The sequence below is a fragment of the Nocardioides sp. WS12 genome (genome assembly GCF_014108865.1).
In the GTDB taxonomy this organism is placed as follows: domain Bacteria; phylum Actinomycetota; class Actinomycetes; order Propionibacteriales; family Nocardioidaceae; genus Nocardioides.
The window spans coordinates 5,029,620-5,043,405 of sequence record NZ_CP053928.1 but is presented as its reverse complement, the minus strand read 5'-3'; the positions used below and the strand labels follow the sequence as shown (position 1 = coordinate 5,043,405).

At 69.8% G+C, this 13,786-nt stretch carries 14 protein-coding genes; 10 read left to right on the top strand and 4 right to left on the bottom strand.

Translation table 11 applies throughout. The features are described from left to right. Positions 1-5 precede the first annotated feature (5 nt). Positions 6-959: a YegS/Rv2252/BmrU family lipid kinase gene (locus HRC28_RS24520; protein WP_237111638.1), complete on the bottom strand. Its 954-nt coding sequence runs from the start codon at positions 957-959 to the stop codon at positions 6-8. Between the two features lie 36 nt (positions 960-995). On the opposite strand from HRC28_RS24520, the gene HRC28_RS24515 reads away from it, so the two are divergent. After that, entirely contained in the window at positions 996-2,429 is a 1,434-nt protein-coding gene (locus tag HRC28_RS24515) for a carboxyl transferase domain-containing protein (protein ID WP_182377955.1), read from the top strand. Between the two features lie 190 nt (positions 2,430-2,619). Here HRC28_RS24515 and HRC28_RS24510 read toward each other — a convergent pair whose 3' ends face one another. Next, positions 2,620-3,000: a nuclear transport factor 2 family protein gene (locus HRC28_RS24510; RefSeq protein ID WP_182377954.1), complete on the bottom strand. Its 381-nt coding sequence runs from the start codon at positions 2,998-3,000 to the stop codon at positions 2,620-2,622. Positions 3,001-3,234: 234 nt separating this feature from the next. Here HRC28_RS24510 and HRC28_RS24505 point away from each other — a divergent pair, with 234 nt between their 5' ends. Further along, a complete protein-coding gene (locus tag HRC28_RS24505; protein WP_182377953.1) occupies positions 3,235-4,518 on the top strand; it encodes an adenylosuccinate synthase in 1,284 nt (427 codons plus the stop codon). A gap of 19 nt (positions 4,519-4,537) precedes the next feature. Here HRC28_RS24505 and HRC28_RS24500 read toward each other — a convergent pair whose 3' ends face one another. Both HRC28_RS24500 and HRC28_RS24495 read right to left on the bottom strand, forming a co-directional pair. After that, a complete protein-coding gene (locus HRC28_RS24500; RefSeq protein WP_182377952.1) occupies positions 4,538-6,661 on the bottom strand; it encodes a protein kinase in 2,124 nt (707 codons plus the stop codon). A gap of 48 nt (positions 6,662-6,709) precedes the next feature. Further along, positions 6,710-7,276, bottom strand: coding sequence for a TetR/AcrR family transcriptional regulator (locus HRC28_RS24495; protein ID WP_237111637.1), 567 nt, complete (start codon positions 7,274-7,276; stop codon positions 6,710-6,712). 117 nt (positions 7,277-7,393) lie between these two features. Here HRC28_RS24495 and HRC28_RS24490 point away from each other — a divergent pair, with 117 nt between their 5' ends. From HRC28_RS24490 to HRC28_RS24455, 8 genes are all read left to right on the top strand, one after another. Next, entirely contained in the window at positions 7,394-8,275 is an 882-nt protein-coding gene (locus tag HRC28_RS24490; protein WP_182377951.1) for an alpha/beta hydrolase, read from the top strand. 11 nt (positions 8,276-8,286) lie between these two features. After that, positions 8,287-9,576: a phosphoribosylamine--glycine ligase gene (gene purD, locus HRC28_RS24485; RefSeq protein WP_182377950.1), complete on the top strand. Its 1,290-nt coding sequence runs from the start codon at positions 8,287-8,289 to the stop codon at positions 9,574-9,576. Positions 9,577-9,578: 2 nt separating this feature from the next. Continuing rightward, a complete protein-coding gene (locus tag HRC28_RS24480; RefSeq protein WP_182377949.1) occupies positions 9,579-10,073 on the top strand; it encodes a GNAT family N-acetyltransferase in 495 nt (164 codons plus the stop codon). Positions 10,074-10,181: 108 nt separating this feature from the next. Further along, positions 10,182-10,730, top strand: coding sequence for a Uma2 family endonuclease (locus HRC28_RS24475; RefSeq protein ID WP_182377948.1), 549 nt, complete (start codon positions 10,182-10,184; stop codon positions 10,728-10,730). A 27-nt stretch (positions 10,731-10,757) separates the two neighbouring features. Further along, the gene (locus HRC28_RS24470) at positions 10,758-11,357 is read left to right on the top strand and encodes a hypothetical protein (protein WP_182377947.1); all 600 of its coding nucleotides are present in this window, start codon (positions 10,758-10,760) and stop codon (positions 11,355-11,357) included. Next, the gene (locus HRC28_RS24465) at positions 11,350-11,835 is read left to right on the top strand and encodes a GNAT family N-acetyltransferase (RefSeq protein ID WP_182377946.1); all 486 of its coding nucleotides are present in this window, start codon (positions 11,350-11,352) and stop codon (positions 11,833-11,835) included. The genes HRC28_RS24470 and HRC28_RS24465 overlap by 8 nt, the downstream gene beginning before the upstream one ends. A gap of 38 nt (positions 11,836-11,873) precedes the next feature. Next, positions 11,874-13,304 (top strand): adenylosuccinate lyase, encoded by a 1,431-nt coding sequence (gene purB / locus HRC28_RS24460; RefSeq protein WP_237111636.1) that lies wholly within the window; start codon positions 11,874-11,876, stop codon positions 13,302-13,304. Continuing rightward, entirely contained in the window at positions 13,232-13,726 is a 495-nt protein-coding gene (locus HRC28_RS24455; protein ID WP_202033467.1) for an SRPBCC family protein, read from the top strand. Before purB ends, HRC28_RS24455 begins: the two co-directional genes overlap by 73 nt. Positions 13,727-13,786: the final 60 nt, after the last annotated feature.

Sequence of the window (13,786 nt, the reverse complement as noted above, 5' to 3'; positions counted from 1 at the left end):
GAAGCCTAGTTGGCTGACGGGTCCGACTCCGATTCGACCGGCACGACCATGGCGTACGCCGCCGGCAGCACCCGCCACGAACGGCTCCGGACCGGCCCGTCGATCTCCCCGTCGCTGTTGCACGTGAACTCGCTGCCGCTCACGCGCACGGACATCCCGCGCACGATCTGTACGTCGGAGTGCTCCTCGTGGCGGCCGAACGGCAGGCGCAGTGCGTAGCCGAGGCGGGACAGGGTGCCCACCGGCGTGGCGACGAGGACGTCGATGAGCCCGTCGTGCGGCTCGGCGTCCGGCGTGAGTTCGGTGCCGCCGCCGACGGAGGCTCCGTTGCCGAGCGCGACCATCAGGACCTGGTGGTCGACGTCGACCACGACCTCTCCGTCGACCTCGACCCGCACCCGCAGGGTGGGCGGGTTCAGGGCCGTCTGCAGGGCGCCGATCGGGTAGCCGATCTTGCCGAGATTGACCTTGCCGATGCCGACGGACCCGAGCCGGCTCTTCCAGCGGGCGCCCTTCTCGCCAGCCTCCGCGCCGGCTCCGAGGTGCACGCCATTGACGGTGACGGCGTCGAGGTCGTCGACGATCAGGTCCACCGCGCGGGTGTGGCCGGTGGCGAACGCCTCGGCGGCCTCGGCTGGATCGAGAGGGATGTCCAGGGTGCGGGCGAAGTCATTTCCGGTGCCGAGAGGGATGAGTCCGAGCACGCGTCCGCTGAGTTCGTTGCGGCGATGCAGGGCGGCCACGACCGCGTGGACGCTGCCGTCGCCGCCGACCACGACCACCTTGCGATCGCCCAGGTCGCCGAGCCCGTCGAGGACCTCGTCGAGTTCGTCCGGCGACGACGTCGCGTGCACGTCGACCTCGAAGCTCCGGCGCAACACCTCCAGCGCGGACTCGAGTGCCTCGTCGTCCGCCGTACCGGCGTCGGCGTTGGTGATCACCACGATCGAGTCGCTCACCTGCTCAGACTAGGGACACGCCTAGAGTTCCGGCCCATGGGGACGAGCCGCCGGTGGACCGCGCGTGAACTGATCGACCTGGTGGTGGACGAGGGGACCTACGAGTCGTGGGACTCCGCCGTCGACATCTCCGGTCACAGCGAGGCCTATCAGGCAGCTCTCCGCGCCGCGGCCGACAAGGCCGGCACCGACGAATCCGTCCTGACGGGACGCGGCGATGTTCGTGGACGTCCGTTCGCCTTCGTCGTCAACGAGTTCGCCTTCCTGGCCGGCTCGATCGGCATCGCCGCCGCCGCGCGGATCGCGGCCGCCGTACGACGGGCAACGGCGGAAGGCCTCCCCGTTGTCGCGAGTACGGCGTCCGGTGGCACCCGGATGCAGGAGGGCACCCGCGCGTTCGTCCAGATGGTCGAGATCTCCCGTGCGCTGATGGAACACCGCGCTGCGGGCCTGCCGTACATCGTGCACCTGCGGCACCCCACGACCGGCGGGGTCTACGCGTCGTGGGGGTCGCTCGGCCACGTCACCGTCGCCGAACCGGGCGCGCTGGTGGGCTTCCTGGGCCCGAAGGTCTACGAGGCGCTGGAGGGCGAGCCGTTCCCCGAGGGCGTACAGGTCGCCGAAAACCTCGCCGCGAAGGGGATCATCGACGCGGTCGTCCTCGCCGAGGAACTGCCTGCGCTGCTTGACCAGGCCCTCGGCGTACTCGTTGATCCCGCGACCGCCGCGAGTCTCGAGCGGCGTACCCCGGTCGCAGAGGGCACGACCTCGGACCACCCGGTCTGGGAGGACATCGAGCTGACGCGCGCCGAGGGCCGCGTCGGCGTCCGCGACCTCCTTCGGTACGGCGCCGCGGGCACCTTGCGCCTGCGCGGTACCGACGAGGGGGAGCGGGACGACTCGGTCCTGATCGCCCTGACCCGCCTCGACGGTCAGCCGTGTGTGCTGGTCGGGCAGGACCGGTCGCGCCAGTCGGGCGCCGCCGCGATGGGTCCCGGCGCCCTGCGCGAGGCCCTGCGGGCGATGAACCTTGCCGAGGAACTCGGCCTGCCGCTGGTCACGATCATCGACACCCCCGGCGCGGAACTGTCCGCCGAAGCCGAGGAGGGCGCCATGGCTGGCGAGATCGCCCGCTGCATCGCCCGCCTGGTCACGATGAGCGTGCCGACGGTGTCGGTGATCCTCGGCCAGGGCTGCGGTGGCGGCGCACTTGCCCTGCTCCCGGCCCGCACGGTGCTTGCCACCGAACGCGGCTGGCTCTCCCCGCTGCCGCCCGAGGGCGCCAGCGTGATCGTGCACGGCGACACCAGCCACGCTGCCGAGATGGCCGCCGAACAGAAGGTCGGCGCGCTCGACCTGCTCGCCTCCGGTGACGTGCACGCCGTCATCCCGGAGCGGGCTGAGGACACTCCGGAGACCCTCGCCCGTGCGGTCGCCGCCGAGGTCGCCGCCCGCCTCACCGCTGGTTGAGGTGCGAGCGAAATCTGGCGAGCCCGCTGGTTGAGGTGCGAGCGAAGCGAGCCTCGAAACCCGGCGTGATGGGGCTGGAACTGTGATGCGCATTCGACCGGGTTTCGAGACGCGTCGCTCAGCCCCTCGCTTCGCGCGGGTCTGAGCCGACGCTCCTCAACCTCGATCGCCTTGTCTGCCTTCGCTGCGCTCAGGCAGACGCGATCGACATGTCTTCGCCCGACCAGAACGCCCGCATGCTCAGGATCTTCCCGTCGTCGTCGAAGGTCATCACGTCGACCGGGGCGAGCGTGTAGTTCTGGTCGCCGACCTTGGTCACCAGTTCGAACGCGAAGGCGGCCTCGTTGCCGGCCACTCGCGCGTGGATCATCCGCGCCTCCTGCTCGAGCCCGTCGAGAGCGCCGTAGAACTCGGCGATCGACTCACGGGTGGTGCGCACCTCGCTGCCGACCGGGTCCTCGACGGTTGCGCCGTCGGCGTACAACGCGACGACCTCGGCGGAGGTGCCGTTGGCGACCAGGTCGACATAGCGCTGGACGGTCTCGAGGATGGTTTCCCTGCTGGCGGCCACTTTGCTTCTCCCGGTTGTCGAGCCCCGGCCCGGTTGTCGAGCTTGTCGAGACGTAGAACGTGTTCTTGTTTTCCCGAATCTAGCCTGTCGGTCGCGATTTGGTAACGTTGCGCCGCAAGAGCGCCCCGGTCCTTGCCGGGGCTTCTTGCTTGTCACACCCACCAGCATCATCAGTGGCGCGTCGAGCAGCCGTCTCCGGACGGAGGGACTCCGTCCGAGCGAAGGAGACACCAAATGCCTGCGATCGTGATCGTCGGAGCCCAGTGGGGCGACGAGGGCAAGGGCAAGGCGACCGACCACCTGGGTAGCCAGGTCGACTACGTCGTCAAGTTCAACGGCGGCAACAACGCCGGCCACACCGTTGTCATCGGCGACGAGAAGTACGCCCTGCACCTGCTTCCGTCCGGCATCCTGACGCCCGGCTGCACCCCCGTCATCGGCAACGGCGTCGTCGTCGACATCGACGTGCTGTTCCACGAGATCGACGGCCTCGAGGCCCGCGGCATCGACACGTCGAAGCTCAAGCTCAGCGCCAACGCGCACGTCATCGCCGACTACAACCGTCAGGTCGACAAGGTCGCCGAGCGTTTCCTCGGCAGCCGCAAGATCGGTACCACCGGCCGCGGCATCGGTCCGACGTACGCCGACAAGATGAACCGCATCGGCATCCGGGTCCAGGACCTCTTCGACGAGAAGATCCTCACCCAGAAGGTCGAGGGCGCCCTCGAGCTCAAGGGCCAGATCCTCACCAAGATCTACAACCGCCGCGCACCGTCGGTCGAGCAGACCGTCGAGGAGCTGCGCAGCCACGCTGAGCGCCTGGCGCCCTACGTCTGCGACACGACCCTGCTCCTGGGCCAGGCCCTCGACCGCGGCGAGGTCGTGCTGCTCGAGGCCGGCCAGGCCACGCTGCTCGACGTCGACCACGGCACCTACCCGTTCGTGACCTCCAGCAGCGCCACCTCAGGCGGCGCCTGCACCGGATCGGGCATCCCGCCGACCCGGATCGACCAGGTCATCGCCATCGTCAAGGCCTACACGACCCGCGTCGGCGAGGGTCCGTTCCCGACCGAGCTGAACGATGACAAGGGCGAGTTCCTGCGCAAGCAGGGCTTCGAGTTCGGTACGACGACCGGCCGGCCGCGCCGTTGTGGCTGGTACGACACCGTCATCGCCCGCTACGCAGCGCGCGTCAACGGCGTCACCGACTTCGTGCTCACCAAGCTCGACGTGCTCACCGGCCTCGACGTGGTGCCGGTCTGTGTCGCGTACGACGTCGACGGCGTCCGCCACGAGGAGATGCCGGTCAACCAGACCGACTTCCACCACGCCGTACCGATCTACGAAAACCTGCCGGGCTGGTCCGAGGACCTCACCGGTTGCCGCACCTTCGAGGACCTCCCGAAGGCGGCGCAGGACTACGTCGAGTACGTCGAGGCGCGCTCTGGCGGCCGGATCTCGGTCATCGGCGTGGGTCCCGAGCGCGAGCAGGCGATCGTCCGGCACCCGCTGCGCTGAGCCTCGAGGACCTTCGCCTTCAGTCGATGAAGGCGAAGCTGTCCTCGCACTCGGTCCCGCAGGCGAGGGCGCCCCAGTCCTCAGGGTCGGCGAACTTCGAGCCGTCGGAGATGCGGACGTTCACGCCGAGGGCGGCCTCGTCGGTGTTGAGCAGTTGCACGAGGTCGCTGTCGCCGTCGCCGTCGACGTCGGAGAGGGTGGCGTCAACCAATGCATCCTTGGCGAACTCCTCGCGACGTTCCTCCTTGGTGCGGCTGATGCTCCACCACACCCCCTGCTCGGTGAGGGCGCCGTCGACGAAGTCGTAGGCGATGATCCCCGTGTTGGTGGCCCCGACGATGACCAGTTCGTCGTCCCCGTTGCCGTCGATGTCACCGATGGACCAGTCGGACAGCAGCGGTGCCCGCGGTGCGTTGGTCAGGTCGAGGTCCTTTGTCGCCGTGAAGCCGTCGCCGTCGGCGACCAGCACGCGGATCAGGCCTGCGACGTCCTCGGTGGCGGGATCGGGGTCGCCGGCGCCGTCGTCGAGGTCGGCCGCGTAGAGGACGTCAGCGACGTCGTCGCCGTCGAAGTCGCCGACCCAGATGCTGCCTTGGGAGAGCTCGGAGCGATACCACGGCGCCGGTGCGGCAAAGCCGTCCTTGGTGCCCACGGCGACGTGGATCGTGTCCACGTCCCCGGCGTCCCCGACCAGCACCAGGTCGCCGCGACCGTCTCCGGTCACGTCGCCGATCTGGGCGGTGAAGTCCTGGAGGTCGTAGTCAGGTTCGATGCGGACGTCGGTGTCCCATGGCTCGCCTTCCGCAGGCTCGACGTGCACGGCGAGGATCTCGTCGGAGGTCTCCTCCGCCCACACGATGTCGGGGCGACCGTCGGCGTCCACGTCGCCGCGCGCAGGTGACCCCGCCGCGCTGGCCGTTCGTTGCGCCTTCTGGAACAGCGCGCCCGTCGAGGCCAGGGTCCAGGTGGGCAGGGGGCTGAGCGCGTCGAACCGGGACTGCTGGATCAAGACGTCGCCGTGACCGTCGCCATCGAGATCGCCGGCGATGCCGGGGGCGGTCCGGTCATCGCCGCCGCCTCCGCCGCCGTCGTCGTCGTTGTTGCGGAGCGTGAGCCAGGTGATGCCGCCGATGAGCAGGGCGAGCACGGCTGCGGCGGCCACGAACAGCGGCCACCTCTTGCGGCGCAGCGGGATGGAACTCCGGCCGCCGGGAATCACGGTGGGTGCCACTCCACCCGGCAGCGGCCGAACGGACGTCGGTGCACCTGGCGTCGCCGCGGGTCCGTCGAGGGTGTCGGCCGGCGCGGTCGCGGCGAGGCGTTCGAGGTCGGCGCGGAACGCGGACGCGTCGGTGTAGCGGTCGGCGGGGTCCTTCGCGAGGGCGCCTTCGACGACTGCGTTGAGTTGCTCGGTGAAGGGGCTGTTGCCGGGCAGGCGGGGGATGGGTGCCATCTGGTGTGCCATGGCGACCTGTACGTCGGTGCCCTGGTAGGGCTCGCGGCCGGTGAGGCAGGCCCAGAGCACGCACCCGAGTGCGTAGATGTCGCTGGAGGGTGTGGCCGGGGCTCCGGCGGTGCGGTCGGGGGAGAGGTAGGACCAGGTGCCGGCGACCATGCCGGTCGCGGTCGGCGCGGGTCCTTCGACGCCGTCGGCGCGGGCGATGCCGAAGTCGCACAGATAGGCGTGTTGGTCGGGGGTGCCTGCGCTGCGGATCAGGACGTTGCCGGGCTTCACGTCGCGGTGGATCACGCCGACGCGGTGGGCGTCGGCGAGGCCGCGTGCCAGTTGGGCGCACAGTTGCAGGGCCTGCTTCGCCGGCATGGCGCCGTGTTCGTTGATCTGGGTCCACAGGTCCACGCCTTCGACGTACTGCGTGACGATGTACGGCGTCCCGTCGACCTCGTCGTGTTCGTGGATGGCGATCACGTGCGGTGAGTCGAGGCGGGCCAGGGAGGCGGCTTCGGCCTGGAAGCGGGCCCGGAACTCGGGTGACTGGGCGAGGACGCCGGTGATGACCTTGAGGGCGACGGTGCGGTTCAGTCGCAGGTCGGTGGCGGCGAAGACGATGCCCATGCCGCCCTGGCCGAGGACCCGGTCCAGTCGGTAGCGGCCGAACTCTTCACCCACATTGGGCACGCGCATGTTTCCCCCGAGAGGTTGTGGAACGTCGGGCCCAGTGTGCCCGATCGGTCAGGCGAGCCCGGCAACCCGGCGGGCCGTGGCCCGGAAGTCGATGGCGACGTCGCTGCCGTCGAGGTAGTTGCCGACGAGCATCGCGTCCCGCAGCAGGACGAGCGCGGCAGCCGTGGCGGCCGGGTCCGGCAGTCCGGCGGCGGCGGCCAGATCGGTGAGTGTCTGGCGGAACCAGGTGCGATGACGGTGGACGACCTGGCGGACCGCGCCCGCCGCATCGGGGAACTCCGCACTGGCGTTGATGAACGGGCAACCGCGGGTGTGCAGGCGGGTCGCATCGTCGGCGACGCCGTCGATCACCAGCGCGAGCAGGTCCTGCGGTGCGGCGTGGGTTTCTGCAGCGAGGGTGGCTGCCGTCGCGAACAGGTCGCGGATGACGGCGTCCTCGTGGTCGAGGTAGGCGACGACGAGTGCTTCCTTGCCGGGGAAGTGGCGGTACATGGTGGCCCGGGTGACCCCTGCTTCAGCGATCACCTTGTCGACGCCGACGCCGTGGATTCCCTCTTCGTAGAACAGCCGGGTCGCCGTACGCAGGAGGCGTTCGCGGGGCTCGGAGACGGTCACGAACCCGATCCTACGAATCTTGCCCTTGACGGAATGCACGGCGGGCCTCCATGGTTGAGCCTACAAAGAGAACGAACGTTCTATCTCTCAGGATAGACCATCACACGAGGAGTAGCCATGAACACCACCACCGCCCCCATCACCGTCACCACCCGCGAGGCCGACGAGGTCCGCGCCGCCAATGCCTCCGGGCGCCAGCCGATCGTCTTCGTGCACGGCCTGTGGCTGCTCCAGGACAGCTGGAACCCGTGGAAGGAACTCGTCGAGAGCCGCGGCTATGCAGCGGTCGCCGTCGACTGGCCCGGCGACCAGACGTCCTTCGACGCGGCCCATGCCCACGCAGACTCGCTCGCCGGCACCTCGGTCGCCGACGTGGCCGATCACGTCGCGGAGGTGATCTCCGGACTCGACCGCAAGCCCATCGTGATCGGCCACTCCTTCGGAGGTCTGCTCGTCCAGATCATCGCGGGCCGCGGCCTGGCCGCCGGGACCGTGACCATCGACCCGGCTCCGAGCCAGGGCGTCCTGCCGTTGCCGGTCTCGGCGCTGAAGGCGGCGTTCCCGGTGCTCGGCAACCCGCTCAACCACGGCCGCACGGTCACCTTGACGTTCGACCAGTTCCGCTTCGGCTTCGCCAACGCGGTCTCCGAGGAGGAGGCCCGTGAGCTGCACGCGACGTTCCACACGCCGGCGCCCGGACGTCCGCTGTTCCAGGCCGCCACCGCTAACACGAACCCGTGGGCGAAGACCAAGGCGAAGAAGAAGAACGCCGACCGTGGCCCGATGCTCGTCATCACCGGCGAGAAGGACAACATCGTCCCCTTCGCCCTCGCCAACGCGGGATTCAAGAAGCAGCGCAAGAACAAGCACCACGTCACCGAGATCGTGGAGATCCCCGGCGTCGGGCACTCCCTGGTGATCGACAGCCACTGGCGTGAGGTGGCCGACGCGTCGCTCGAGTTCCTGGGCCGCAACGGGCTCGGCGCCAGGTCTCTCTAGAATCGACTTCCGTGAAGACCCTCGTCATCGGTACCGGCGGCCGCGAGCACGCGCTCGCCCTCGCGCTCTCCCGCGACCCTTCGGTGTCGGAGGTCCACGCAGCACCGGGCAACCCCGGCATCGGTGCGTTCGCGACGCTGCACCCCGTCGACCTGATGGACGGTACGGCGGTCGCTGCCCTCGCCGCCGAGATCGGCGCCGGGCTCGTGATCATCGGCCCGGAAGCCCCGCTCGTGGCGGGGGTCGCCGACGCCGTGCGAGCCCAGGGGATCGCAGTGTTCGGGCCGTCCGGTGCGGCTGCGCAGCTCGAGGGCTCGAAGGCCTTCTCCAAGGAGGTCATGGCTGCCGCCGGTGTGCCGACCGCCGGCTCCTTCGCCTGCACGAGCGCCGAGGAAGTGGCTGCCGCGCTCGACGCGTTCGGTCCGCCGTACGTCGTGAAGGACGATGCCCTCGCCGCCGGCAAGGGTGTCGTCGTGACGCGCAACCGCGACGAAGCCGTCGCGCACGCAGCCGGTTGCGGCCGCGTCGTGATCGAGGAGTTCCTCGACGGTCCCGAGGTCTCGCTGTTCGCGGTCTGCGACGGCGACACCGCCTACCCGCTCCAGCCCGCACAGGACTTCAAGCGCGTCTTCGACGGCGGCCGCGGCCCCAACACCGGCGGCATGGGTTCCTACTCACCGCTCACCTGGGCGCCGGCCGACCTCGCCGCGACGGTGATGGCGGCCGTCGTACAACCGACGCTGGACGAGATGAACCGTCGCGGTGCGCCGTTCGTGGGTTGCCTCTACGTCGGGCTCGCGCTGACCGAGACCGGGCCGCGGGTCATCGAGTTCAACGTGCGCTTCGGTGACCCGGACATCCAGCCGGTGCTGGCCCTTCTCGAGTCCCCGCTGGGCGAACTGCTCTCGGGGGCCGCCAACGGTCGCCTCGCCGAGACGCCGGCACCGACCTTCCTTGACGGCGCCTCGGTGACCGTCGTGCTCGCCTCGGCGGGTTACCCGGAGACGTCTTCGAAGGGCGACGTGATCACCGGCGTCGGCGTCGCCAACGGCGTCACCGATGTCGACGTGATCCACGCCGGCAGCAAGATCTCGACAAGCTCGATCACCGGTGAAGACCAGTTGGTCACCGATGGCGGGCGAGTGCTGGCCGTCCGGGCGATCGGGTACGACGTCGCGGATGCTCGTTCACGCGCCTACGCCGCTGCCGACCTGATCACCTTCGACGGACTCCAGCGCCGCTCCGATATCGCCGCTGAGCCGCTGGGCGTCATCGAAGGCGCCTCGCTCAAGGACGACTGAACGTGACGATCCGGCCCGCCACTGACGCGGACATCGATGGTGTTGCGGCGATCTACGCCCGCGAGGTCCACGACGGCACCGCCACGTTCGACCTCGCACCGCCGCCGCGGTCGAAGTGGGAGGGACTGCTCGCCTCGACCCACCCGGGCGACCACTTCCTTGTCGCGACCGACGGTGATGCCGTCCTCGGGTTCGCCTACTCCTCGGCCTTCCGGCCGAAGGGCGCGTACGACGGCACCCGCGAGGTGACCATCTACCTCGACCCGGCCGCCGCCGGTCGCGGCCTCGGCCGTCGCCTGTACGACGACCTGCTGGCGCGCCTCGCCAGCAGCGGCATGCGCACGGCCCTGGCCTGCATCTCCCTGCCCAACGACGCGAGCGAGGCGCTGCACCGCGCCTGCGGGTTCGAGCGTCAGGGCGTGCTGCGCGAGGTCGGCCGCAAGCACGACCGGTGGATCGACGTCGTGTGGTGGCAGAAGATGCTGGCCGGCGACTGACACCTGCCTGTGGACAGGCGATTCCGGTCGTTTCCCTTGCCGTGCGACGCGGCATTCCTTCCCTCGCTCCAGCCGGGAGCGCAGACTGGAAGGAGGCCGGATGTGTCCATGCCGTTCCCGGGAGGTGCCGTGGAAGCCCTGCAGCGGATCCCCATGTCGTGGGAGGACTACCTCGCGACGCCCGAGCACCCGCGCCACGAGTGGGTCGACGGGGTGGTCGTCGTGAGCCCCGACCCGGTGTGGCGCCACCAACGGGTTGCCAGGAAGTTGGCGAACGTCTTCGACGAGGTCGACGGTCTCTACGGATCGACATCCGGCAACATCAAGCTGCCGCACAACCGGGTCCGGATCCCCGACGCCTACGCGACGACCAAGCCCGAAGGACTCTTCATCGAGCAACCTGTCCTCGTCGTCGAGGTCCTGTCGCAGAGCACGCGATCCGAGGACCTGCTGCGCAAGGCACCGGAGTACGCCGCAGCCGGAATCGAGCAGTACTGGATCGTCGATCCGGAGCACCGCACCCTGGAGGTGCAGACGCTGGTCGAGGGGCGCTGGGAGCTGTTCGTACGTCTCGACGACCACACCCCGACGGGCCAGGTCGCGATCGGAGACCACGGCGTCGTACGGATCGACCTGCTGGACCTCCTCGACGGGTGACGCCGTTGCGGCTGGCAGAGTGGCGCCATGGCTGAATCCGCCGAACAGGTCCATGCCCGGGTCATGGCTGCTGCCGACGAGCAGGGCCGCATGCCGCTGCCCTCCGTCGCCGAGTGGGACATCTTTCCGTGGGACGTCGTCGACGGTGCGCTGGCCACCAAGCCCCTCGCTCCGCCGGCTCCGGAGGCGCCCCGCGAGGGCGAGGATGCTGCCGATTGCCGCATCTGCACGACCGACTCGGCACGGGTCATCTGGTCGAACGAGCGGTGGCGTCTCAAGCACCTGGCGGAGCGCAGTGGGCTGCCGCTCGTCCTGATCCTGGAGCCGCTGGAGCACCTCGACTTCGACGACCTGGACGACGCGATGGCTGCCGAGTACGGCGTGCTCGCGGTGCGGATCGTCCGCATCGTCGAGGGTCTGCCGAACATCGGCCGCTGCCACACGATGCGCGTCGGTGACGGCGCGACCCATCTGCACGTCTGGTTCATGGCGAGGACGGCCGGCCTGCCATCGGTGAAGGGTTCGTTCGCCGTGGACTGGGACGACATCCTGCCGCCCGGGCCGGAGGAGCCGTGGCGCGAGGACCTCGCTGCGGTGGCGCAGCAACTGGCGGCCTTCGATGTCTGACCAGCAAGCAGGCCTGGCCACCACGCGCCTGCGCCTGGTCCTCTGGGACGCAGCCACAGTCGCGGCCATCAAGGCCGGTGACCGCCGGCCCACGTGGCACCCGGACTTCCCGCGCGAGGACGACCTCGGTGCCGCGTCCCTGTGGCACGACGGCGACCCGTGGGGTCCGCGGTCGATCGTGCGCGACGGTGTCGTGGTCGGCTCGATCGGCTTCTTCGGCCCGCCCCAGACCGCCGACGACGGCGTGCCGGAAGCCGAGGTCGGCTACGGCCTGGTCGAGGAAGCCCGCGGTCAGGGCCTCGCGACGGAGGCGTTGGAGGCCGTGCTCGTCCCGATCGACCGGCAGCACGTGCGGCTGCGCGCCAGCATCGAGCCGACCAACAAGGCCAGCCTCCGCGTCGCGGCCAAGGCCGGATTCACCGGTCTCCGGGGTGCCAACGAGGACGGCGAGCTGGTGCTGGTCCGGCCCCCGCGCTGAAATCGGTCCCGCCCGCTGGGCATGGGAGAATGAGGCACGTGACCGTCCCGAATGTCGTGCCGAATGTCTTGGCCACCCGCTACGCCGCTGCTGACCTCGCGCAGATCTGGTCGCCGGAGCACAAGATCGTCCTCGAGCGGCAGCTCTGGATCGCCGTACTCCGGGCACAGAAGGACCTCGGCATCGAGGTGCCGGACGGTGTCATCGAGGCCTACGAGAAGGTCATCGACAACGTCGATCTGCCGAGCATCGCGGCCCGCGAGCGGATCACCCGTCACGACGTGAAGGCCCGCATCGAGGAGTTCGCGGCCCTCGCCGGCCACGAGCACATCCACAAGGGGATGACCTCGCGCGACCTGACCGAGAACGTCGAGCAGCTCCAGGTCAAGCAGTCCCTGGCCCTGCTCCGTGACCGCGCGATCGCGACGCTCGCCCGCCTCGGACGGCTTGCCGCCGAGCACGAGACCACCGTCATGGCCGGCCGTTCGCACAATGTCGCTGCTCAGGCCACCACCCTCGGCAAGCGCTTCGCGACCGTCGCCGACGAGCTCCTGATCGGTGTCGAGCGGATCGAGCAGCTGCTCGCCCGCTACCCGCTGCGCGGCATCAAGGGACCGATGGGCACCGCCCAGGACATGCTCGACCTGCTCGGTGGCGATGCCGACAAGCTGGCCGACCTCGAGCAGCGCGTCGCCGCGCACCTCGGCTTCGACCGGGTGCTCACCAGCGTCGGCCAGGTCTACCCGCGCTCCCTCGACTTCGACGTGGTCTCCGCGTTGGTCCAGTTGACCGCGGCGCCGTCCAACCTGGCGACCACGATCCGCCTGATGGCCGGCAACGAGATCGTCACCGAGGGCTTCAAGGAGGGCCAGGTCGGCTCGTCCGCGATGCCCCACAAGATGAACACCCGTTCCTGCGAGCGGGTCAACGGCCTCGCCGTCATCACCCGCGGTTACCTCTCCATGGTGGGCGAGCTCGCCGGTGACCAGTGGAACGAGGGTGACGTCTCCTGCTCCGTCGTACGACGGGTGGCGCTGCCCGACGCGTTCTTCGCCGTCGACGGGCTGTTCCAGACGTTCCTCACCGTGCTCGACGAGTTCGGTGCCTTCCCGGCGGTCATCCAGCGCGAGCTCGACCGTTACCTCCCTTACCTCGCCACCACCAAGGTGCTGATGGCTGCGGTCCGCAACGGTGTCGGCCGCGAGGCCGCGCACGAGGCGATCAAGGAAGCGGCCGTCGGCACGGCGCTGGCGATGCGCCAGGGCCAGGCCACCAACGACGTGTTCGCCAAGCTGGCTGCGGACGAGCGCCTCGGCCTCACCACCGAGCAGCTCGAGTCCCTGGTCGCCGACCCGATCACCTTTACCGGTGCGGCCGTCGCGCAGACGCAGGCCGTCTGCCGCCAGGTGGCCGCGCTGGTCGACCAGCACCCGGCAGCGGCTGCCTACAACCCGGGCGCGATCCTCTGACGGGGTCAGCCGTCCTCTTCCCGGTCCCACCGGACCGGGCATTCGGCTACCTCGCCGACCCGCGCAACCGGCCGGCGTGGCAGTCGTCCTTGCGTGCGGTCGCCGATGTGGTGCCCGGGTCCGACGGTTCCTTCACGGCTGTCGGCACGTCGTGGACCGACGTCACCGTGGTGCCGGGGGTGCGGCCGTTGCTGCGCACGGTGCAGTCCGACGAACCGGTCCGGTGGGTCGAGGAGGGCCGTTTCGGTCCGACCAACGCGCGGCTCGCGTTGACCTTTACCCCCTGCCCGGAGGGCACGCAGGTGGGCGTCGAGTTCACGGTGACCGCGCTCGGCGCCGGTCGCCTCGTCACCTTGCTCAGCCGTCGGGCCATCGTCGCGGATCTCCGTCGCGCCGCAGGGACCCTTGCCGCGTCTGGCTGATAACCATTTCGACCTACTGGTGAGTAACAGTTCCCGTCGGGCGACGGGTACGGCTACATT